Origin of the sequence: Chloroflexus sp. (assembly GCF_034434295.1) — a bacterium.
Taxonomy (GTDB): Bacteria; Chloroflexota; Chloroflexia; order Chloroflexales; family Chloroflexaceae; genus Chloroflexus.
The window spans coordinates 1-22,153 of the sequence record NZ_DAOTZQ010000112.1 but is presented as its reverse complement, the minus strand read 5'-3'; the positions used below and the strand labels follow the sequence as shown (position 1 = coordinate 22,153).

General features: G+C 54.0%; 19 protein-coding genes and 1 pseudogene. 9 read left to right on the top strand and 11 right to left on the bottom strand.

The window, feature by feature from the left end; genetic code table 11:
* Positions 1–83 precede the first annotated feature (83 nt).
* The gene (locus VAE57_RS15545; protein ID WP_322822773.1) at positions 84–482 is read left to right on the top strand and encodes a hypothetical protein; all 399 of its coding nucleotides are present in this window, start codon (positions 84–86) and stop codon (positions 480–482) included.
* A 110-nt stretch (positions 483–592) separates the two neighbouring features.
* Here the strand turns inward: VAE57_RS15545 and VAE57_RS15540 are convergent, their stop codons facing one another.
* From VAE57_RS15540 to VAE57_RS15495, 10 genes are all read right to left on the bottom strand, one after another.
* Complete coding sequence (locus VAE57_RS15540; RefSeq protein ID WP_322822772.1) at positions 593–1,591, bottom strand: biotin-dependent carboxyltransferase family protein; 999 nt, start codon at positions 1,589–1,591, stop codon at positions 593–595.
* 574 nt (positions 1,592–2,165) lie between these two features.
* Positions 2,166–3,695 carry a flippase gene (locus tag VAE57_RS15535; protein WP_322822771.1) on the bottom strand — a complete coding sequence of 510 codons (1,530 nt, stop codon included), beginning with the start codon at positions 3,693–3,695 and terminating at the stop codon, positions 2,166–2,168.
* The gene (locus VAE57_RS15530; RefSeq protein ID WP_322822770.1) at positions 3,692–4,660 is read right to left on the bottom strand and encodes a glycosyltransferase family 2 protein; all 969 of its coding nucleotides are present in this window, start codon (positions 4,658–4,660) and stop codon (positions 3,692–3,694) included. Before VAE57_RS15530 ends, VAE57_RS15535 begins: the two co-directional genes overlap by 4 nt.
* Positions 4,661–4,815: 155 nt before the next feature.
* Entirely contained in the window at positions 4,816–5,202 is a 387-nt protein-coding gene (locus tag VAE57_RS15525; protein ID WP_322822769.1) for a response regulator, read from the bottom strand.
* A gap of 5 nt (positions 5,203–5,207) precedes the next feature.
* Complete coding sequence (locus VAE57_RS15520) at positions 5,208–5,648, bottom strand: ATP-binding protein (RefSeq protein WP_322822768.1); 441 nt, start codon at positions 5,646–5,648, stop codon at positions 5,208–5,210.
* Positions 5,645–7,168 carry a PP2C family protein-serine/threonine phosphatase gene (locus tag VAE57_RS15515; protein ID WP_322822767.1) on the bottom strand — a complete coding sequence of 508 codons (1,524 nt, stop codon included), beginning with the start codon at positions 7,166–7,168 and terminating at the stop codon, positions 5,645–5,647. The genes VAE57_RS15520 and VAE57_RS15515 overlap by 4 nt, the downstream gene beginning before the upstream one ends.
* A gap of 10 nt (positions 7,169–7,178) precedes the next feature.
* Positions 7,179–7,517, bottom strand: a complete 339-nt coding sequence (locus VAE57_RS15510; RefSeq protein ID WP_322822766.1) for an STAS domain-containing protein — start codon at positions 7,515–7,517, stop codon at positions 7,179–7,181.
* 57 nt (positions 7,518–7,574) lie between these two features.
* Positions 7,575–9,278 carry a sugar transferase gene (locus VAE57_RS15505; protein ID WP_322822765.1) on the bottom strand — a complete coding sequence of 568 codons (1,704 nt, stop codon included), beginning with the start codon at positions 9,276–9,278 and terminating at the stop codon, positions 7,575–7,577.
* A gap of 4 nt (positions 9,279–9,282) precedes the next feature.
* Positions 9,283–10,800, bottom strand: coding sequence for a WecB/TagA/CpsF family glycosyltransferase (locus VAE57_RS15500; protein ID WP_322822764.1), 1,518 nt, complete (start codon positions 10,798–10,800; stop codon positions 9,283–9,285).
* Positions 10,801–10,814: 14 nt separating this feature from the next.
* Positions 10,815–11,558, bottom strand: coding sequence for an exopolysaccharide biosynthesis polyprenyl glycosylphosphotransferase (locus tag VAE57_RS15495; protein WP_322822763.1), 744 nt, complete (start codon positions 11,556–11,558; stop codon positions 10,815–10,817).
* A 672-nt stretch (positions 11,559–12,230) separates the two neighbouring features.
* Here VAE57_RS15495 and VAE57_RS15490 point away from each other — a divergent pair.
* Positions 12,231–13,835: an alpha-L-arabinofuranosidase gene (locus tag VAE57_RS15490; protein ID WP_322822762.1), complete on the top strand. Its 1,605-nt coding sequence runs from the start codon at positions 12,231–12,233 to the stop codon at positions 13,833–13,835.
* 20 nt (positions 13,836–13,855) lie between these two features.
* Complete coding sequence (locus tag VAE57_RS15485) at positions 13,856–15,103, top strand: hypothetical protein (protein WP_322822761.1); 1,248 nt, start codon at positions 13,856–13,858, stop codon at positions 15,101–15,103.
* 157 nt (positions 15,104–15,260) lie between these two features.
* Here the strand turns inward: VAE57_RS15485 and VAE57_RS15480 are convergent, their stop codons facing one another.
* Entirely contained in the window at positions 15,261–15,824 is a 564-nt protein-coding gene (locus VAE57_RS15480) for an acyltransferase (protein WP_322822760.1), read from the bottom strand.
* Between the two features lie 310 nt (positions 15,825–16,134).
* On the opposite strand from VAE57_RS15480, the gene VAE57_RS15475 reads away from it, so the two are divergent.
* The 6 genes and pseudogenes from VAE57_RS15475 (at position 16,135) to VAE57_RS15450 (ending at position 22,030) form a co-directional block, all read left to right on the top strand.
* On the top strand, positions 16,135–17,175 hold the full coding sequence (locus VAE57_RS15475; RefSeq protein ID WP_322822759.1) for a lipopolysaccharide biosynthesis protein: 1,041 nt from the start codon (positions 16,135–16,137) through the stop codon (positions 17,173–17,175).
* Positions 17,176–17,247: 72 nt separating this feature from the next.
* A complete protein-coding gene (locus tag VAE57_RS15470) occupies positions 17,248–18,030 on the top strand; it encodes a CpsD/CapB family tyrosine-protein kinase (RefSeq protein WP_322822758.1) in 783 nt (260 codons plus the stop codon).
* 2 nt (positions 18,031–18,032) lie between these two features.
* Positions 18,033–18,176: a hypothetical protein gene (locus VAE57_RS15465; RefSeq protein ID WP_322822757.1), complete on the top strand. Its 144-nt coding sequence runs from the start codon at positions 18,033–18,035 to the stop codon at positions 18,174–18,176.
* A gap of 34 nt (positions 18,177–18,210) precedes the next feature.
* On the top strand, positions 18,211–19,746 hold the full coding sequence (locus VAE57_RS15460; RefSeq protein ID WP_322822756.1) for an O-antigen ligase family protein: 1,536 nt from the start codon (positions 18,211–18,213) through the stop codon (positions 19,744–19,746).
* Between the two features lie 100 nt (positions 19,747–19,846).
* Positions 19,847–20,653, top strand: a complete 807-nt coding sequence (locus VAE57_RS15455; RefSeq protein ID WP_322822755.1) for a hypothetical protein — start codon at positions 19,847–19,849, stop codon at positions 20,651–20,653.
* Positions 20,654–21,231: 578 nt separating this feature from the next.
* Positions 21,232–22,030: pseudogene (locus VAE57_RS15450) on the top strand (transposase).
* The last annotated feature ends 123 nt before the right edge of the window (positions 22,031–22,153 follow it).

Here is a 22,153-nt window from a genome sequence, read left to right as displayed (position 1 = left end):
TTGTACGATGAATTCGCTGAATGTGTTAGCGCTGTCGAAGAGACGACAGTGTCTGATGCCCTTCGTCTAAGGAGCATAATGCTATGGATCCAATCTTCGCCACCATTCGTTCCATTCACGCGATCTTCGGTCGCGAGGTGTTGTCGGTGCTGATTGTTGCCGCAGCTATCTACCTTGCTTTCACTTATCGCCCGAATGCACCTCGTAGTCCGGTGGCACGCATCTTTCCGGTGTTGATCGATATTCAGGTGACACTGGGCCTGATCTACTGGTTAGTTGGCATTTTTGCTGGCGTAAACTATTTTCTCACCTTCCCCTTCATTCTGCATCCACTGCTTGGTTTTACTACCGCTGTCGTTGCCCATCTGCTGATTGGTGCTCGTAGCCCCTTTACCCGGCTTGGCCGCTGGGCAGCACCGTCGGCTCTTGGTATTATTCTGGTGTTGGTGCTCAGTAATGTGATGATTGCGATGATGGCGTAGCACATAGGCTGTTAAACCGTGCATATCGCCGTTCGGCGTCGCCGCTTGGCTGGCGGGGCGAGGGGTCAGTAGGGGCAGGTTCCAAACCCGCCCCTACTGAAAAATACAATTCACCAGTGGTGCCCCAATGCTCCGGCCTGGGCAAGCAGCCGGCTATCCTCGTCATCGGCGGGACCGGCGGCGAGCCACGCGGCCTGTTCGGCCCATGCTGCCTGGGCCGTGGTTAGGTCGGTTTCAGCAAAACGTAGCCGGTCGCCTGGCAAGAGTTGTGCAGCCAGCGGCAGGTCGGCACCAATAACTACCGCAATTACCGGGTAACCACCGGTCGTTTGGGCATCGGCCATCAACAAAATGGGGCGACCATCAGGTGGTAATTGAATTACACCGGGCACGACGCCAAATGAGGGTAGTGACAGGTGATGACCTGGCAGGGTCGCTCCGCTCAGGCGATACCCCTGGCGGCTGGCAGCCTGATCGATCTGAAAGTCTTGTGAAAGGAGCGCCTCCCAGGCCGTTGGCAGGAGATCGCGTTCGGGACCAGGGAGGACGCGCAGGCAGGGTTGGGCACAGTACGGCGGACGCCGATCTACCGGCCACCAACGGTACCTATTCTCACCATTTAATGTGCGGGTTCGTATCCTGAGCTGATCGCCAGCCCGTAATGCACGGCCCTGATACCCGCCAAATCCACCGGCAAGACAGGTACCTGCACTACCAACTGCCCATTCAGCTTCAAGATCGCCGGCTATCGCCAGATAAGCACGTCCACCCCAGCTACCCCGGCGCCCGCCCAGGTTTAGGATGCTGCCTGCCGGGGCTACCGCGCTTTGCCATGGCACAAGTGGCATCTCGTTGAGCCGGGCCTGGAGATCGGCGCCGGTCAACGCTATCAGCATCGCACTGTTGAAGCGTATGCTCACCCCACCAGCGGTCAATTCGAGGAGTGGTGCGTCTGGATGGTTGCCGGCCAGGCGGTTCGCCGCTGCCAGGGCGAATCGATCCATTGCCCCTCCCGGTGGCACGCCGTAGCGTCGGGCTGTGAGCCGTCCACCATCTTGAATGGTGAGCAAGGGGCCACTGGCGATAATATCAATCGTTGCGAGTGTCATAGGCTCAACCCAAAGCGGCATGATAATAGAACTTGTTTCATAAAAAGCTGTACTATCGCGCTCTAATAACCATCGCCGGTGCCATCACGCGCTGAATAGGTTGCCTTGATCGCTCATCATCCGCATGTGGCGTCGTTTGGATGCGGCAGCCATGCTGCCGCGCCGGCCGTGCTCACGATCCTGCACGTGTCGCGTCGTTGACCCGGCTGGTCACGCGGGTGCCGGGTGTGCTCGTCACGATTATAGAGGCGGTCGGTAATGAATGAGATACCTTCATAGGAGATGTTTTTGAAACAGGTTCTAAACCGCACAACCCCGCACCTACCTTCGTGGACGTACTTGCCTGAACGAAGTGGGGAGCATCCAGTTCCTATCGACGCGCTACGTCACCCCTCAAGGCTGCAACTCAGGTTATACCCATCCTCTGAGTCCTCCGTGCCTCTGTGGTGACAAAGGTAGCACCCTGGGTTAATAATAATTGCCCGGTATCGCGGAGATGATACCGGGTGTTTGCTTGTGCGCCACTCACCTGATCGTCCATATACTCTCGTAGCCTATCCAGGCGAGCTTCGGATCATGGCTCAGTCTGTGCCGCACGTAGTTTTCTGCGCAGGAAGGGGATACGTTCAATCACTTTGCTCAGCGCGTCTTTGACGATCGTCATATCTTCGTTGGGTAATGCCCGCAGTGCCAGTACCAGCCCTGCGTACACGATTGCCCCTAATGGCACACCGACGAAGAAGAAGGCCGAGTCACGTAGCCACCAGATCGAGAGCACCATCCCTAGTCCGGCCAGGCTCGTGAGTAACCCTACTCGCCAGTTTTGGATATTGAGCGTACCTCTCGGCAGCAGCTTTATTGCGGCAATCAAAATGCCCAATTCAGTCACCGTGTAGGCCAGTGCGCCGCCCAAAGCTCCGTTCCCAAATACCCGATCAGTCCAGGGCACCAGCACAAAATCCAACGGCAACGTCGCTACTGTTGCCGCGATCATGATTACATTGAGTGCGGTAGTACGCTCGGCAGCAATGAGTAACTGGCTCAAGACGGTGTTCAGGTAGGTACAGATCAAGACTAACCCTAGCACCGCCAGCACCACCCCGGTTGGACGAAAGGCTTCACCGTAAAGTAACAGTGCAATCGGTTCGGCCAGTGCCAGTAACCCCAGGCCAATAGGTATACTCAATACCAGCATAATGTTGAAAATCGGGCGGGCTGCCATTGCCAGATGATCGTGACCGGCGGCAAACCGGCGGGTTAAGGTTGGAAAGATCACTGTCCCAATTGCCACCGGAAAGAACATTAATGTACCGAACAGATTGACAGCAGTACCATACCAGCCAACCGCTTCGGTCGAAGCAAACATAGCGATGAAGAGCCGATCAATCTGTTGATACACCATGAGCGTTAGTGCCGTCACCAGATATTGTTTCGAGTCGAGCAGCATCTGCTGCGCTGCTCGCAGATCAACCCGCCACTGCGGCCGATGTTGGCGGAAGAGGAAAAATGCATCGCCGAGAAAAGCAACCAGTGCTGCCAGCACATTGGCCCAGCCAATCCAGATTACATTGAAGCCGGCAAAGAGCAAGCCAAGGCTGACGACCGTCAGCACAATCTTGCTCGCCACCGTCACCAGCGATACGTAATGTGTCTGCTCAAGACCGTTCAGAGCTGCAATCAGTCCACCGCTCAACACTGAGAAGAGGGTCATGAGGCCAATGATCCAGATCAGCGCCGTCTGGGTCGGATCGGCAGCAACGGCGGCCAGATCATAGCCAAAGACGGCCAGGCAACCGATGAGCCACAGAGCGGTGCGTATCAGCAGACTGGTTGTTATCAGGGTGCCGGTGCGATGGGGGGCACGGGCCACCGCCTTTGTGAGGTAGGTGTCCATGCCAAAGGTGATCAACACGCCGACGATCATCCAGATCGAGAGAGCAATCGAGAGCTGACCGATTGCCAGTGGCCCTAGCATACGAGGTTGAAAAATGGCCACCAGGAACGCCATTGCCCACGTCAACAATTGCGCTACCATCATTGCGCTGGCGTTACGGGCCAGCCGTGCACCACTGATCGGTGCCGGCGAGGTTGCATGGCTACTCACGGCAAAACTCCCCTGTGTGATGTGTCAGCACCCGTCACCCGATCTGGTGCGATATAGCAACACGTTGTATGATCGATCTGATAATTCAGGCTTTTGCGCAAGCCAACAAAAGGATAATAAAGCTGATCAAGCCCCAACAGCACTTTATCTCGGCGATGCCATTTAATAATTCCCGAAGCAATCTGGCGCAATCCCTGACTAAACAACCATTCGGCCAGGATCACAATACCACCTGTATCGCCGCAACGCAAGTATTTGCTGGCAACTGCACCGGCGCCAATTCCGTAGGCACGAAAGCTACGTCGTGCACCTTGCCAGCTTTGCCAGTGGTGGTGATAGGCGATTGCCTCTGGTGTGAAAATAATTCGTCCGCCCTCCTTCAATGCTCGATACCCCAGATCGCGCTCTTCCCAGGCCCCCAACGGTGCACCGGCGCCGATCAGTTCATCAAAGCCACCGAGTCGTTCAAAGGCATCACGGCGAGCACCCATGTTATGACCATGACCGAACGCTAAATTGAAGCGATTGTGCTGAAAGACATGACGGGAACCATTGCACGTTCCCAGTACCAGTTCATCGGCACCCTCTTGATGCGGTCCCGGTAAGACAGCCCCGAAAGCCAGCCAGGTCTGCTGATCGTGTAGCTCGGCAACCAGGGCGCCAATCCAGTTCGGATCGAGCACGCAGTCGTCATTCGTAAACAGAATGTACGGCGCATTCCCCATTGCTGCACCAGCATTGCGGGTTGCCGAAATCCCACGCACGGGTCGCCGCACATACCGGATACGCTCATCAGACTCGGCGTGGGAACGCACACATTGTTCGGTTCGATCATCTTCACTTTGATCAAGTACCCACAGGACGAATTGAGAATAGGTGCTCCGTCGTAAACTGGCAATGGTGGCATCGATGGCTGCCCCTCGCCCATACGTTGAAATCACGACATCTACGTTTGTCGTATTCATAACATTGCTGCCCGCCTGATCTAACAGCCGTTGACGGCAGCAGTGTACGGCTGCAAGTTAACACTTTGCTGAAATGAGGGTAGATCGTAGTTAACGAGACCGTCACCTGCGCGACAAAGCATCCGTTTGTTGATTCACCATTTGGGTCAGCACATTTATGCAATTCGCCGAAGTGCATCGCCTCGGAGTTGCCGCTCTACTTCGTGAATCAGATCGTCTGAGTCGACTGGTTTGGTAAGGAAGGCGTTGACGCCAACGCCGGCTGCTTTTACTGCATCCTGCTCTTCAACACTACCGGTAACGATAATGACCGGTATGCCACTAAAACGTTCATTGGCGCGCATTTCACGTACCAGCTCAATGCCGTCCATTCGCGGCATCGTCAAATCGGTCACTACCAGATCAACAGCATACGAATCCAGGTGACGTAGAGCCTGGACACCATCTACAGCAGTAATTACTGTATAACCGTACTGTTCGAGAACAAAACTCATTAGCCGGTGGCTTGGCACGTAATCATCAACTATCATAATTGTCGTCATAAGGTTTATCTCCTCGACTCCAGATACTTCACCAAATGCCAGTAGTTACCGTCTGCACGTGATGTATACGTAACGTGATCCATCAAGTGGCGAATTAAGAAGAGACCGTAGCCGTGAATTTGTGCTTCAATCAGATTCGGTTGTGGTACCAGCTCCGGATCAAACGATTCACCGGTATCGTGCAACTCAATTTCCAGGCGAGCCGGTTGTGGATGCAAGGCGAGTGTGACTCTGATCCGTTCCTCACCGTTTTGCCGGTTGTGATAGGCGTGGCTAACGATGTTCGTGCAGACTTCGTGGGCTGCGAGTTGTATATTATACATTAGTGTTTCATTAACTGCACCTACCTGTTGTAGCAACTCTGCAATTGTTTCGCTCAGGAGATGCAAGTAGGCATAACGAGCCGGCAGATCGAGCCGGATCACTTCCTTGTGTTGCAGGCTCACAGCGCCACTCCTTTGATTACGATGATCGTCTGATCATCATCCTGGGGATGACCGGCGCTAAACCGATCAACCACGCTGAATAAGCCATCGGCAATTGCCCGTGCCGGTTGTTCGGCCAGCTCATCGACAGCCGCCAGTAGGCGATCAATCCCAAACAGTTCATCATCGGCATTGCGGGCATCGCTGAGACCATCGGTGGCAACAATCAGCAGATCTCCCGGTCTCATCGCCAGATAACGGTTTTGAAAGTTATTTACCGGCAGTACACCAACTGCGGTGTGGTCGGCTAGCAGCAACTCTGCTTTGCCGTGGTGTGGTCGGTAGATGACCGGTGCATGACCAGCATTGGTATAGATAATTTCACGATTGCTGTGGTCATACTGCCCAACAAAGATGGTCGCAAAGACGCCGATCCGGGTAAAATCGTTGTACAGGTCTTCACTGGATTTCCGCATCACCGATGCTGGTGTCGGCGATGGCATAAATTGCGCTTTGCTATGCAGAGCGGTTCGGGTCATCGACATGAGCAAAGCGGCAGAGACCCCTTTGCCACTTATGTCGCCAATCGTGAAGATGAAGGGGTGGTTGGGGATGTTGATAAAATCGAAGAAATCACCTCCTACCTGGAGTGCGGGCCGCGAATATGCGTAAATGTCCAGACCTTCCACTTCCGGTAACGTGCGGGGCAAGAGATCGGTCTGGACACGCCGGGCCAGATCCATCTCACTGCGTAGTCTGGCCTGCTCAACCATTTCCTGGTACAGGAGGATACGCTCAATTTGTGCGCTGGCATGATCGGTGATTGCGCGGCCTAATTTTAGCTCCGGTGTGCCAAAGCCTTCAGCACGATCAATAATCCCCAGACTCGCCATCATCATGCCGCGCACTCGTATTGGCAGCAGCAGTAAGTTGTGAACACCGGGCGGTCGGCGCAAATCGCCATCATCTTCTCTGAGCAGCAATGGCCGATCTTCGGTTTGTAGTTGCCAGTACAGGCGCCAGATGACCTCGTTGTTCAAGCCGCAGGCAGAAGATTGCACGACAATCGGTTCACCACCATTGGCCGCAACGTAGGTTGCAAACCCGGCTCGCCCCTTGAGCATGCGAAGTGCTTCATTGACGACGGCCTGGAGTGTTTCACGAATGGTTACCATATCGCGCATGGCCTGCGTTAATCGATACAACGCCAGTTGTTGATCCTGACTGGTAACCAGATCGGCGGTCATGCATTGCAGTTCATGCTCAAGCTGGACGATATAGCTAATCAGCCCCGCCTCTGCCTGTAACCGTTGCTGTGCCGCCTCGTCGCGTAAGCCGGTCAGTCGCAGTTCACCGATGACTTCATCGTAGCGATAGATAGCCGCTGTCAGATCAGGCGGGAGCATACGCTGACCTGCCGGCCAATAGGCCAAAGGACGCCCCTGTTCGTAAACGCCAAACGTTTGCGCCCCCTGGGCTAACCAGGCCTCGGCCAGAGCCTGAAAGCGTGTATACTGCGAGCTGAGCAACGAGACGAGCATGGTAGTTCTCTCAGGCATTCAAGACAGCCAGTGCATGATCGGCATCAACAAAAATGTTGAAGGCTTTGTCAAGTCTGGTTAATTCAAATATCATTAACACGGGTCGTCGCAGGCCACACAGCGCAAATTCACCCTGCCCCTGCTGGCAACGCTTTAATGCCGAAACCAGGGTTGCCAGAGCGGTTGAGTCAACAAACGTCGTTTCGCTCAGATCAACCAGTACCCGTGCCCCAGGTGCTCCTGTCGTCTGTTCCAGCCATTGTTGGACTGGTGGCACGGTATTGGCATCAAGTCGGCCTGCAATGGCGAGGATGGCCACATTCCCGACTGTCCGTGGCTTCATTTCCATAGTCTAAATCCTCCTTAAGTAGCGCAAACTGCCGGTCAGTAACGGCGACAGTCTGACCTATCGGTTAGGTGGTAGGGTCAGATCGGGTGTCAATGACGATCTGACAGTTTGATACGCCTTTGTTACCCGGCGTAGCCAGGCAACCGGGGTCCGAACCAACAGGTCAAGGTCTCTTCGCCACGAGCGTGTCGCGCTATAGTATACATCGGCAATTATCACTGCATCGAGATCATCGGATGAAGCCTGAATATACCACAAACCGGTCACTCCAGGCGGCACATCGTGCCGTCGCTGCTGCCACTCCTCGCTTAACCGGACTGCCTCGTTTGGCGTCAAGGGTTTGACGCCGACCAGTTGCAAGTCACCACGCAGGACACTTAAGAGTTCTGGTAAACGGTGCAATTCATACGTTTCCAGCCATCTGCCAAACCAGCGGTAGCGCCCGTCTGCGTGGCGCGTGCGCCAGCGCCAGAGAGTGAAAGGCCGCAGAGTCATGTGACCATCAGGCAAGATAATCCGTTCACCAATCCGTGCGACCCCCACCAGTGGTCGTCCACCACTCCCCAGAGTAGCCAGGATACCCGTCAGTAAAACCAATGGGCTGAGCAGAATCAAGAGCAGAAGTGCAGCGAGTCGATTCAGGAAACTGGCAAATCGCCCAACACTGGCGGTCACCGCTGAAACCCGCCCGATGAGAAAGGCGTCGACAATTGCTGTCTGCTCACCGGTATCCGGGTCTACGATCATCCCTGGATAGACAATCCGTTGATTGAGATTGACCAGTTGTCCTACGTAGGTGTCGCTCCAAACGATACTGGTCGTAACGGTGGCTTCATCATCAACCATACAACCGCTACCGATAACCGTCCCCGGGCCGAGTTCAGCCTCACGCCCGATCCAGCAGTTGTCGCCAATGTACAGGGGGGGCGCAATCCGTACACTCGGATGGATGGAATCGTTACGTCCTACCCAGATGCCTGGGGCAATTTTGCGTCCACTGAGCGAAGGATAGCGAACTGTGTCCGCAGGGCCGTCGGTGACGTTGGGATCAAGCGCTCGATAGGCGCTGTAGAGGAAGACCTGTTGAGCTGCGTAATAGTCGGTAAGCGTCGTAAGTGGGTTCCAGTAACCACTGAAGGTAAAATTCTGTATCGGTGTTTGTCCGGCAATCAGGCGCGGTAGTAGATCGGTGGCGATCACACATCGACTGCGGAGCGGGATTTGTTCGATCAGCGCTGGCTCCACGATATACGCTCCGGTAAGGGCAACGACATCAGTCCCGGTTGGTGTTTCGAGCACGGCACTAATCTGACCATCAGCCGCGATTACTGCATACGGTGTGGCCTGATGCGGGTGAGGTTGATGGGTAATCGCCGTCAGTAGTGCTCCCTGCCGCTGGTGGTGATCAAGCGCTGCTTCTATCGCAACATCAATAATCGCGTTTCCCGGAATGACCAGGCAGGTCTCGTGAATGAGGGGTGCTGCCCAGCGCAGCGCACCGCCATCCGCCCACGCTTCGTTCAGTGAAACGTACTCGATATCAACACCCCAACGTCTGCCACTACCGAACACCGCAGTAATAGGAGCACTCTGTTCGTGGAGCGCAATCAGAATGCGTTTGATACCGGCACGAGCCAGAATTTCTATCGTGGTCGCCATCACCGGGTGGTCAACAATCGGTAATAACACATCAGGTGCAACGTCGGTTAAGGGGGCCAACCGACGCTCTTCAGCCGTAGCAATGATGAAAGCAATAGTCATCGGTTCAGGCTCCTTCAGTGGCTACAGAGGTGTCAGGCAAAGGTGCCGTTGTTGCCGCCGTGACATCTGGAAAGATGTGTAAGACCTGGTCGAGGCGTACCAGTTGCAGTGTCCGCAGCACATCGTGTGAACAACCGGCAAGGCGGAGGGCGCTGTTGTGCTCGCGGGCCAGTCGGTCGAGCTTGACCAGCGCAGCCATGCCGGCACTGGCCATAAAGGTCGTGCCACCGCAATCGATGATTAGACGTTCGCCTTGATCAAGTTTTGCGCTGGCTTCGTTCAGGAAGGCGGTTGCGGTCGCCGCATCGAACAGGCGTGGTGCGGACATAATTGTCCAGCCGTGCGTTGTGGTTGACGATGCCGGCAGGGGGGGCTGTTCCTGCGTGATCCGGTCCGCGATGGCCGACAAATCAGAAAAGCGCTCGAAGAAGCGATCTAGCTTGAGTAAGTCGAGAATACGGAGAATTGGTTCCTGCACGTTGAGCAGGAACAGATCGCCGTCTTTAGCGCGAGCCTGTTTGGCCAAAGCAACAAGTGCGCCAAGTGCTGAACTATCGAGAAATTGGGTCTGGCTCAGATCGAGAATGAGATAGTGCTGTTCACTCAACAGTCGGTACGCTTCCTGTCTGAATGGCTCCAGATTATTAACGTCGAGGCGATGCCCGACAGTCAGCACTGGCCATGGTATCGGTGGGGCTGCCGGCTCGATGGGCGGTGGCACCTGCACCGGTTCCGGGTTGGGCACCATACTCAGGGCACTTCCCCGTTGCATTGCCCACCACTGCCGGAAAAAGAAATATCCGAAGTAGACAAAATCGTGTACATAGCGTTTCCACAAGCGGCTTGGTTCCTGGATGAGTCGGTACACCCATTCCAACCCACTGCGTTGCATCCAAAGCGGAGCGCGTTTGGTGACACCAACGATCATATCAAACGTACCACCAACGCCAATAGCAATTGGTACCCGCAGCTCGTGGGCGTACATGCGAATCCACTTCTCTTGTTTCGGGTTACCGAAGGCAACCAGTAAAATATCAGGTTGTGCAGTCTTCACTGTCTCGACAATCGAGCGATCCATCTCCAGGACTGATCGGGGGGGGGGTGACAGAACCCCGGCGACTTTAAGCCCGGGATACCGCTCTTGCAAGATGGCTGCTGCTTTTGCCGCTACACCTTCCCGTGCACCTAGAAAGAAGATCGAATAACCGCGCTGGGCTGCCCGTTCAGCCAGCGCCGGCACCATATCGGCCCCGGTGACACGCCCTGGCAGTGGACCGCCCAATAACCGTGATGCCCAGACCAGCGGCATTCCATCGGCAGTCGCCATGTCCGCCTCTTGCAAGATACGCCGCAGTTCGGGATCGTGCAGCGCATTGACCACAAAATCGGCGTTGACCGTCGCAATCTGGTGTAGACGTCCGGTTGCTCGACCTTCCGCAATAAACTCGTCACAACGATCAAGCGCTTCAGCCATGGTCAAATTATCAATCGGCACACCCAGAATAACGAGAAGTTTGCGCATGGTGGTCTTCCCGGTTAGTAAGCACCTCGTCCCAGCAGAACTGCCGGAATGGTGCGTAACAGGATTTCAATATCCTTCCAGATACTTTGCTCGGCAATGTATTGCAAATCAAGCTCAACCCAACGCTTAAAGTCGAGATCACTTCGCCCTGATACCTGTTGCAAGCCGGTAATGCCGGGAATAGCGTGTAAGCGCCCAATTTGCTCGTAGGTATATTTCGCAACTTCACTTGGTAAGGCAGGGCGCGGCCCAACCAGGCTCATCTCGCCTTTCAATACATTGAAGAGTTGTGGTAATTCGTCGATACTGAGCTTCCGAATCACCCGACCGACCCGCGTTACACGAGGATCACGCTTCATCTTGAATACCGGGCCATCGGCTTCATTTTTGGCCTGCAATTCACGCAGCCGTTGTTCAGCATCAACGTACATCGAGCGGAATTTATAACAATAGAAATGTTCACCGTCTTTGCCGACACGCACCTGTTTGAAGATCACCGGTCCCGGTGATTCGAGTTTGATAAACAGTGCTGTAATCAGCATGATTGGCGACGTCAAAATAATCGCAATCACTGCCACCGTTACATCTAACACACGCTTAAGACGCGAGAGCAGTTTGGTGCGAATCACCCACCACGACAATGCCAGCCGCAAACGCTGATTGGCGCGGGTGCGCTGAAAACGACGCTCGGCAAAGATGGTGAGCATACGTTCTGTCTTGTCATCAAGATGGTGCGATTTCGGTTTGACAATCTTCATGGCAGGTTACCTCGCTCGTTTCGTGACCACTATTACTATACCGTATCCAGCGAACAAATTCCTTACAACGTTAGGGCTATCAGTGAAGAATATGTCACTAGTAACAGGTCATCATTGCCTGATCTGTTTGTGACTTGCCGAATGGCGAAGGCCGTAGCTAAGTCATCGGTAGCAGACCAGATTACGCGCTCCTACCTGGTGTGTTAATCAGGTCAATCCCTCTCTCGGTCAGGTATGCACGAGCCGCAGGCTATGAGGCGATGGTTAACAATTCTCACGAACTTCTCAGTGCATTGCAGCGGGATGTCGGACAACGTATGGATCGGAGCAACGATCCTCTCTCCAGGTATCTGTCGTGAAACAGATTCTCTCTCCAACCCGTTGCCAGTGTTGATCCCCTGCAACGGGTGATCCTTCGATACATCATTGCTGGTTGTCTACCTGCGAAGCATGCAAACTGTCATTATCTAACCTTACCGTTTCTTCATAAAACATTGTTCAAATATGGTCATTATTGTCCTGTTATCGCATTACAACGCAATCTAGTCTGCGAATATGCAACTCAACCCCTAACCATTAGTTTTTCAGATTGCTGTGGCATTGTATGTATAGTCAGTGTATTATCGCTATTGCACTCGTTCCATTTATCGTTGTAGTCTAATGGAGTTTTTCATGACTTTCCTGTATCGCTTCTATACGATGATTCTTGTGTTCGTTCTGGCAGGGTGCAACGCTCCTGTGGCCACGCCGGTATCAACCACGACGCCGGTTGCTACCCCGACGGCAGCCCTATCGACTACGTCGGCTCCTACGTTACCGGCTGCAACCTCGACCAGCAACGTGCCCACAATTGTGATCGATCCAACTACTGCCCGACCTTTTGATCGCCGATTGCTGGGTACCAACGTCCCGGCGTGGTTGAATCCTTATCGATTGAACGACGAGACATTTATTCAACGCACTGCTGATCTCGGTCTGAGTCTGTTACGCATGCCGGGGGGAAGCTGGAGTAATGCCTATGCCTGGGCGGCCTGTGAAACTGGTGGTGAAGAGTGTTACTGGCCGTGGGCGGCCAAACCATCCGATTTTCTCCGCTTTGCCCGTGCAGTGAATGCTGACATCATCTGGACGGTCTCGATCAATGGTTCAGCGCAAGAGGCAGCGGCACTGGTTGCCTTCTTCAATGGCGCAGTTGACGACCAGCGACCGATAGGTGTTGACGCTCGTGGCCGCGACTGGCAGACCGTCGGTTATTGGGCCAGGTTACGCGCCGAGGCCGGTAGTCCCGATCCCTTCCCGGTACGGTACTGGGAGGTCGGTAATGAAGTGTACGGGGCGAAGGGTGAGGTTGGTCCCAATTGCTCTGAATGGGGGTGGGAAGACGTCTGGACATGCGATCCTGATGAATATCTGCGCGGCAAAACGGTCAATGGTATCGCTTACGATGGCTATCTGGCCTTTTACGATGCGATGAAAGCGGTTGATCCAACAATTCAGATTGGCGCCGTTGGCGTTGAAAAGCCTGATGAATGGAGCGATTGGGGGAATCGGGTGATTGCCGGTGCCGGTGATAAGCTCGATTTTTATGTGGTGCATTACTATCCATACTTTCAGCCCCCTGAGAATCCACAAGGCGCCTTGCAACAACCGCAGCGAAGCTGGTCAACCATTATGACCGCACTAAACAGCGCCTTCGAGCGCCATTTGGGGCGACGGGTGCCGGTAGCGGTCACTGAATACAATCTGATCGCCTTTCAGGACCTCGATAACACTCAGTTGATGCGGCGGGCAGTTAATCTGCTCTTCATTGCCGATACGGTTGGGCAAATGGCAACCCACGGTGTGGTGATAGCCAATCAGTGGGATTTAGCAAATGGGCGTGCTGCCAACGACACCGATTACGGTCTTCTCCACGCCGATACCTTCGAGCCGAACCCGCAATATTATGCCCTGCTGATCTGGCGTGATTTCGGCGATGACATGCTCTCTGTCCAGACAACATTTGATCCGGCGACAACGTTAAGTGTCTATGCCGGGCGACATGTCGATGGAACGCTGACTCTTTTGGCGATCAACAAAACCGACCAGCCACTTATTGCGGCAATTGAATTACCCGAAACTGAATGGCAGGTAAAAGTCACCACCGTGAGCGCCAGCAATCTGTTAGCCGAGACCGTGTCTGTCAATCATGACGAAGCGCCAACTGCGCATACCCCGGATCGCGTCTACACGTTTGCTCCATATGCTGTGACCTTCTTAACCTTTACCAGTCCATGACTACAGAGGGGGAGGATCATATGAGACTATCGTTTACGGCGATCATCATCATCATCATATTGTTTTGGAGTCATACCGTCGCTACCCAACCGGTCAGAGCTGCAATTCACAACATCGGATCGGGGGGGTGCCCGGCCAACACTGTGGTGGGTGGAGATAACCTGATACAGAACGGTGATTTTGCTCAGGGCGCGAATGGTTTTAGCTCGGCGCTCATCAATCGCGGTGATGGTATCTACCCGGATGACTCTGGTGGGGGTGGTTTCTCGATCCAGAATGGGAATGTTGTATACCCGCCATTTGAGAGTAACCCCTACCTCTTTGGCCGACCATTCCCAGGTGATGAGCAACGCGATGTACCACCAAGTAATACCTATTTTTATTCAAACCCCAGTGCTGCGAACTACAGCGCCGGCAATGGGCGGGTTAATCTGTGGAGTAAGGTAGTGAGTGTGGCGCCGAACACCACCTACAACTTCTTTGCCTACTTCGATAACCTGCTCGATCCGGTGAAGAGTGCCAATGGTGCTGCTGACCCGATTATTGAGCTGCGTGTCAATAACATCTCGGTCGGCACAACCGTTGTCCCAAAAACCCCAGATCGTTGGGTGCCGATCCAGTTTGCCTTCACCACCGGAACCGGTGTCACCAGCCTCACGCTCCAGATCGATAGCCTGACCAACAACACCTTTGGCGATGATTTTGCGATGACCCAGATTAATTTGAAGCAGTGCGTAAGTGGTGTGGGCGCTGCCAAGTACGCCTTTCCGCCCCAGGCCACGCAGCATAATGGTGAGGATGGGTATCGGTTGGAGTATCTGATCACAATCCGCAATTTGGGTTCTGATCCGGTCAGCAACCTGCAAGCTACAGATGATCTGGCTGCGGTTTTCGCCGGTGCTGAGGCATGGGAAGTGATAGCCCTGGAAAATGTGAACGAGAGCGGTTTTGTACCATTAACGGTGAATCCGAACTTCAATGGTCAGACAGACAAACAACTGCTGACACCTGGTCAAAGTCTGGCTGCCGGTCACACGGCCCGTTTACGCCTGGTCGTTTGGGTGCAACCCCCTGAAGGGCCGATTGTGTTTGCTAATCGTGTGCAGCTTACAGCCGTTTCGGGAAATGTGATCGTGACGGATACATCTAACCCTGGTCTTGATCCTGATCCTAATGGCAACGGTGACCCGAAGGAAGTTAATGAGAGTGGCACAACAGTAACAATCTTTACGCCGTACCAGTACCTTTTGCCTATAGTGCTGCGCTGAAAGCTTTCTTCAACCTCATATGTCCTCTGTGCCTCTGTGGTGCAACAAATCACCACCGAGACCAGGAGGGCACAGCGGGATGGTGGTCAGATAGAGTGTCGAATGGCATTCTGAGTCGATCCGGTTAAGCGGATCACGGTTTTGTACAAGTATCTCCTCACTCATCGAGCTGCCGAATCGGTTTGGCCGGTACCCCACCAACCAGGGTATTGGGTGGTACTGGACGATTCACGACACTACCAGCAGCGACGATACTACCGGTGCCAATTCGTACACCGGGGAGGATTAAAGCGCGGGCACCGATCCATGCTCCACTCTCGATCACAACCGGTGCTTTGGTTAGCGAACCGGCTCGATGTGCAGCACTACCGATGTGATGTGACGTAGTGAGAATCATGACTTCATGCCCAAGACTGACATGATCGGCAATAGTAATGTGATCATTCAAGTCGAAGAAACAATCGGTATTGATGAAGCAGTTTGAACCGATCTGAAGTTTGTGGTGGATGGCACCGAAACCGTGAAGTCTGATAGGTCCAACCAAAACGGTGCCGTCACCAATGTGAAAACCGGCCAGTCTTAGCAGAACCGGACGCAGCCGTGAGGCGGTGTAGCGTGGCAGGAGGCGGATCAGCCATCCGGTAAGCCAGAGTCGTGGTTGGGCGGCTCCCAATTCCTCGTTTAACACACGTAGTACTTTCTGATCGATACGCTCTTTCATGGATGTACCTTCAATGCAGCGATGTCATTCAGTTCTATTGTGCCAGATTGGTTCGGGTTGTGCTATAAGATACGTTGTGTCTGAAGAAACTGTTAACTATCTTCTGCGCAATTGCTACCCGCAACGTGGCATTCATCGGCAGCTTACCATCTTGTATTGATGCAATATTCCGCACATCACAAATGGGTGCGAGTAATCTACTAAATGAACAATTAACAAACTGCCATTCACACAGTAGAAGGTGATCGTTGGTATGATGTACACAGCATCTACGGCACGACAAGTGCTGCTCTGGTAAGGAGAGAGATACATGGTACGTTTGATCGTTCTACGGCTCCTGGAGAGCTTCTTCCGTCGGCCTTTACTCAGCCTAGCTCCGTTTGTACTCGCCCTGTTGATAGGTGCGGGATATATCTTTTTATCGCCACCCGAATACCTCTCAAGTGGCAAGATTTATGTCGAAAAAGAGAGTCTGCTGGCGTCCTTGACGTCATCGAATAACGACGTCTCATGGTGGGTAACTCCAGCCCAGGCAACCTCGAATGAAATTTATGAATTACTGGCAACCAACGCTTTTGTCCGTTCGGCGATCCAGCAGACCAAGCTCGAACCACTGATGGCCGGTGGGCCAGATGTGGTTTGGGAGACATTTACCTTCTTCCGTGACACAATTAGCGTGAATACGCTCGGTGATAAGCTGGTTGAAATTCGGGCTACTACCGACGATCCAGAGCTTTCGTATCAGATGGTTGTCGCAACGATGGACACCTATCTGAAATGGAAGATGAACAACGATTTTCAGGAGAGTATTGCGGCGCAAAAGTTCTTTGAAGAGCTGATCGCGCCATATCAGGCTGACGTGGATGCTGCTCGCCAGGCATTGATCGACTTTCTCAGTGCGAACCCGGAACCGGTACGCGGTGAGCGTCCGCCCGGCGAGCAATTCCAGCTCGATCAGTTGCAGGCAGCGCTGGCCCGCGCCGAAGAGCGGTTGAGTGCCGCTCAGGAGAACGAGGAGAGTGCGCGTCTGGCGTTGGTGAAAAACGAGAGTCTGATTCGTCAGACCTACCAGATCATCGACCAGCCTGAGATACCGTTGCGCGCCGAATTTTCCATCGCCGGCTTCATCAAGAATATGGTGATATTCGTGGCGATAGGTGTCTTCCTGTCGGCTAGTCTGATCGGCGGTGGTGCGTTGCTGGATCGCAGTCTCCGTTTTCCCGTCGATGTGCAAAACAGTCTTGGTGTACCGTTGCTGGCGTTGGTGCCATTCAGCACGGAAATGTCAGTTCCTGCATCTAGCATTGCACCAGCGGAAGCTGAACAACCCTCACTCCAACCACAAGTATGAATCTGAACCGGTTGCGGGTGATGAGGAACGACCATTTGCCATAATCCTGCATATTTGATGTGAGGCAATGCCATGTTTGGATTTCGGAAGAAACCGGCCAGTGTAACAGAGAGTGCTCTCTCTTTAACCATCGAAGTGGTCGGTGAGAATTTGCGCCGTTCTTTTGCCGGATCGCAGATTGATCAGATCCGACGCATGCTGACCGATTTGCTGGTCGAACAACGTCTCCCCTGCCGTGTTGGGTTTACCTCAGCACTACGCGGTGAAGGTGTCAGTTACATTACCCTGGCCAGTGCGGTTACGCTGGCTCACGATACCGGTAAACGAGTATGCGTTCTGGAACTCAACTGGTTACATCCGGGGCTGCTGAGCAATCTTAATCCACCACCACCGGTTAGCAAACGTGACCGTCGCCAGGCAGCGGAACCAGTGTCACGCTCATTACCACCACGTTCCGGTGTTGCTGAGGTGTTGCGTGGGCAGACATCGCTGGCTGAAGCGTTACTACCAACCAATTATGCTGGCCTGTTTCTATTGCCAGCCGGTTCAGCAACTGCCGATCAGCGTCCCCTTTTGGCCCGTAGTCAAGAGTTGCGAGCACTGGTTGAAAACCTCAGCTCCCAATTCGATCACGTGTTGTTCGACCTTCCGGCAGTGCTGGAAACGAGTGATGCGCTGGCTCTGACTGCACTCGCTTCAGCCTGCGCACTGGTGGTTCGTCACGGTGTGACACCGGTTACCGAGGTTCAACGTGCGCTGAATGACATTAAACACGTACCGGTTCTTGGCGTTATTCTCAATCAGGCTCACATTGCAACCCCGCGCTGGATACATCGCCTGATCCCACTGGAGTAGATATGAAGTTCTTTGTCGGGTTTCTGGTATTGTGTCTGCTCATTGGTGCGCTTACTCCTCACTGGCGGATGCGTGATCTGGCGCTGGTGATGATTGGGCTAAGCGCAGTTGTCGTGGCTGCTTACTACTTTTTTAACCTGATTTGACCGGTGAGCAGTTTGCGTATCCGGTGAATACCATATGCTTGACTTGCTTATTCCACGCTATCCCGATGTGATGACTGTGGCCCGCCGCAATGAGCGGCGCTGGTGGGTATTATTCCTGGTGGTTTGTGTACTCACCGGCGTGGTCGTCGTGTTGCTGCGCCGGCGGATGAGTCCTGAATCGGTACTCGCGTTTCTGGTTTTTGGTGGCGTATTGATTGCCACTGCGATCCAGCCCCGTTTCGGTGTGTATGCCATTTTGGGGCTGACGCTCTTCGGTGATCGCTCGCTCCACCCCTGGTACCCCTTCACCAAAAATCTGTCGAGCCCCGAGTCGATTATGTATGTCTCCGACTCGTTCTCGCTTAGCCCCCAGGAGCTGGCAATCGTCTGGACGCTTGTGGTCTGGCTGGTGCGAGCAGCGACAGAACGGCGCTTACGCATCCATTTTGGCCCTCTCTTTTGGCCGGCAGCGATTTTCCTGATGTTTAACGTTATCGGACTGGCATATGGCCTGGCCAATGGTGGAAATCGGGTGATAGCACTGTGGGAGGTTCGATCCATCTTCTATCTCCCCCTGATGTTGTTGCTGGCCGGTAATTTAATTGAAACCCGTGCCCACTTGAATACCCTGTTCTGGGTAGCAACAATTGCTCTGTTTGCGAAGGGGGTCGCCGGCGTCTGGTATGTCCACGATGTGTTGAAGTGGGATCTGGAAGGGGTGGAACGGATCGCCGAACATGCCATGTCGATCCATTTCAACTTCTTCTTTGTGCTGTTGGTCGCAGCGTGGCTCTACCGCGACAGTGCGACTCGGCGTTTCTCGATGACCTTGATGGCACCGTTTGTGCTCTTTAGCCTGGTTGCTAACTTTCGCCGGGCCGGATTTCTCACCCTCGGCATGGCACTCGCTCTGATCGTGCTGCTGCTCTACATCGAGAACCGACGCCTCTTCTTCATCATTGCCCCAACTGGTGCGATGGGTTTGATGGCTTACCTGGTTGTGTTCTGGAATAATCAAGGGCCAATCGGTATTTTGGCCCGGGCTGTTCGCTCGGTTATTGGCCAACCCAGTGCCCGTGATGCGGCATCGAATATATACCGCGATTTAGAGAATATCAATATCATGTTTAATATTCGCACGTCACCACTCACGGGTATTGGATTTGGTAATAAGTTTCATATCATCGTTCCACTCCCCGATATTAGCGTCTTCGAGTGGTGGGAATACATCACCCACAACTCCATCATGTGGGTCTGGATGAAGATTGGGGTGATTGGCTTTTACGGCCTGATCCTTCTACTGGCATTGACGATGCTCTACGGTGCCCGCATGGTGCGCCTGATGCCATACGGTCAATTGCGCGTCTTTGCTTTGACGGCCACCCTCTACATCTTTACCCACTTTGTCTACGCCTATGTCGATATGTCCTGGGAAAACGGTAGTATGGTCTTTGTCGGCACGATGATGGGTGTGATTAACGCCTTGCCACAAATTGCCGCAGAGAAACCTCTCCCGGTTCATCCCTGGCGGGTGTTTTCACCCCAGTCGGTAAGCAATAATACCGCCTGATGCAACGGAGAGAGCGGTATACTGCACGTGACAATGAAGATGAATTCGTGCTGGCAGGTTCCGATTTCGGCAGTACTGCCACCTGGAGAGTGAGGATTGTATGCACGTGCGGCTTGCCATTCTGCTCTGCCTGATCATTGCCCTGACCGGCTGTGGCCGCAGTCTCAGTGTGGATACTGCATCTGAGTGGCTACCGACCCCTACTATTGCGCCCTTTTTTCAGGATCGGCCAACGGCAACCCCCTTCGTTCCGCCGCCTACGCGCACGCCCCTTCCTACCCGACCACCAGTTACACCGGCGGCAGAAACTGGTAATGAGCCGGCTAATGACATCCGTAGCTTACAGGTTTTGCCAGTGTACCGTGATGCGCTGAGCACCGGCTGGAGTATTACCAACAGTGCGTTGCTGGGAAGTCTTACCCTCACGCAGACCAATGTGGTCGCGCTCGGTCAGTATGCGATTGCGGTGACACCCAGCGAGAGTACCGGTATTCTCTTCTTCACAGTTACACCGGACAGCGGCATCGAGCTACGCCGCGATCAGGTAGCGGCTTTGCGACTACGGCTGAGCGGCGGTGATACGCCAATTGCCAATGATGGGATGACAATTTCAGTGGTGGGAAGCAATCGTGTGCCCTACTGGGACCCCAATGACAATTCGGTAAGTCTGGAGGGGAGATTGACCAATAGTAGTGAACCACTCTTTCCAGAGACCAGACTCTATTTTTTGGGTTTAAATCGCGCCATTGCACCCGGTGAGTGGGCTGAGATCTATGTCTGGCTGGATGATTTGATCTATGAACCTGAATATACGTATGTCACTGGTTTTTACCTCAAGACGAGCAGTGATCTGGTGACAAAATACTACGTCGATCAGGTTGAATGGCTGATACGAGACCAGCCATAATCCAACAGAGCCGGTTATGAACGTTGTACCATAAGCCTGATGAAATGATACTTCAATGGAACCTCTCTGCTCTGCACCGTCGTGTCGGGTAGGGCGGCGAGGGGCTTGTCTGGATCGCCTTTTTCTATCGTCACTGAAGTATCTAACCCAAGTTGCTGCCTTTGTCACCACAGAGACACGGAGGACACAGAGGATGGGTATAACCCGGTTGCTACCGTGCGGCGTGCCGTAGCATGTCCATGGGAACTGACTGCACCCCCACATCATTCGTGCGGTTACACCATACGGTGTTGCGTGCAATGTCGTGTTGTTCATTCCTGATTCAGCCTCCGTGGTCTGCACACAGCATAGGTGGTAACTTGAGTTATCTAAGCAGACGGCACTTTGCCTGTTATTCCAGAGCCAGGCACTGCCACTCCTCTATACGCAGAAATGGGCGGTCGTAAGCATAGTTTCCACCCGCCGCTGAAGGTATACGTGGGAGTGAAGTCCTCGTTACATGGATGAACGAAAGGCCAACACAGTACCGGCTAGAGCCTGTTATGGACGTTTAGGTTCTGCTCGTGTATCAGCAGGATATGACACGAAACGCTTATCCGAGTGATGGTTCCGATGAAGAGTAGGCGGCTGTCATGCCCCCTGACGCTGATGGACGAAGCAGCGCCACAGTGGAGCTACACCCTGCGCGATGTGTCCGATGGACTGCGCTATCTTCTACGCACGGGTGGGCCGTGGCGCATGCTGCTCACCGATCCTGCCATCGTGGCATGTCGTCTCCCACCAGACGCAGCGCTGGCTGACAGCAGGGGTGGTTGCGCAGATGTTGCATGATGTGCGGATGTGGCTGTGTTACATCACTGATCGCATGCCCTGGCCCCGTGCCGTCATCGTCGACAGCCGGACGCTGCAATCGACACCAGCAAGCGGAGAACGCACTGGCGACGATGGGCACAACCGGTGGAAAGGCGCGACGGTACACCTGGCCGTGGCTACGTTGGAGCACGTGCGGGTGGTGGTGGTCACGCTAGCCAACGAACACGACCGGGCGCAGGTAGCGGCGCTGGCCCAACGTATGCAAGAGGTACCTGGTGACGCGATGGACGTCGCCGTTGTCGACTAGGGCGACCCTGATGCGCAACTGGCAGCCGATACCCCTGCTCACGGTAGTCGCCTGGCGGTCGGCAGCATGACCACCGCCAGGCGGGGTGTTGTCGTGCTGCTATGGCGCTAGAGCGTAGCGTCGCCTGGATGACGCGCTTCCGGCGCTTGGTGCGTGACGATGAACATATGGCGGAGACGCTGGCCGGGTTGCATGTCGTTGCCGTTGCTATCTTGTTGGCCCATCGGTTTGCCTCGCTTATGATCCAACGTTCATAACAGGCCCTACACGTCCATTCGCATCGTGCAGGCGGTACCCCCGAATCGTCGCGAATGGGATGGATAATCACGGTTCACCGCATATCCGGTGATAGGTAGTTGCTATCGGTACCGGTAGGGGGG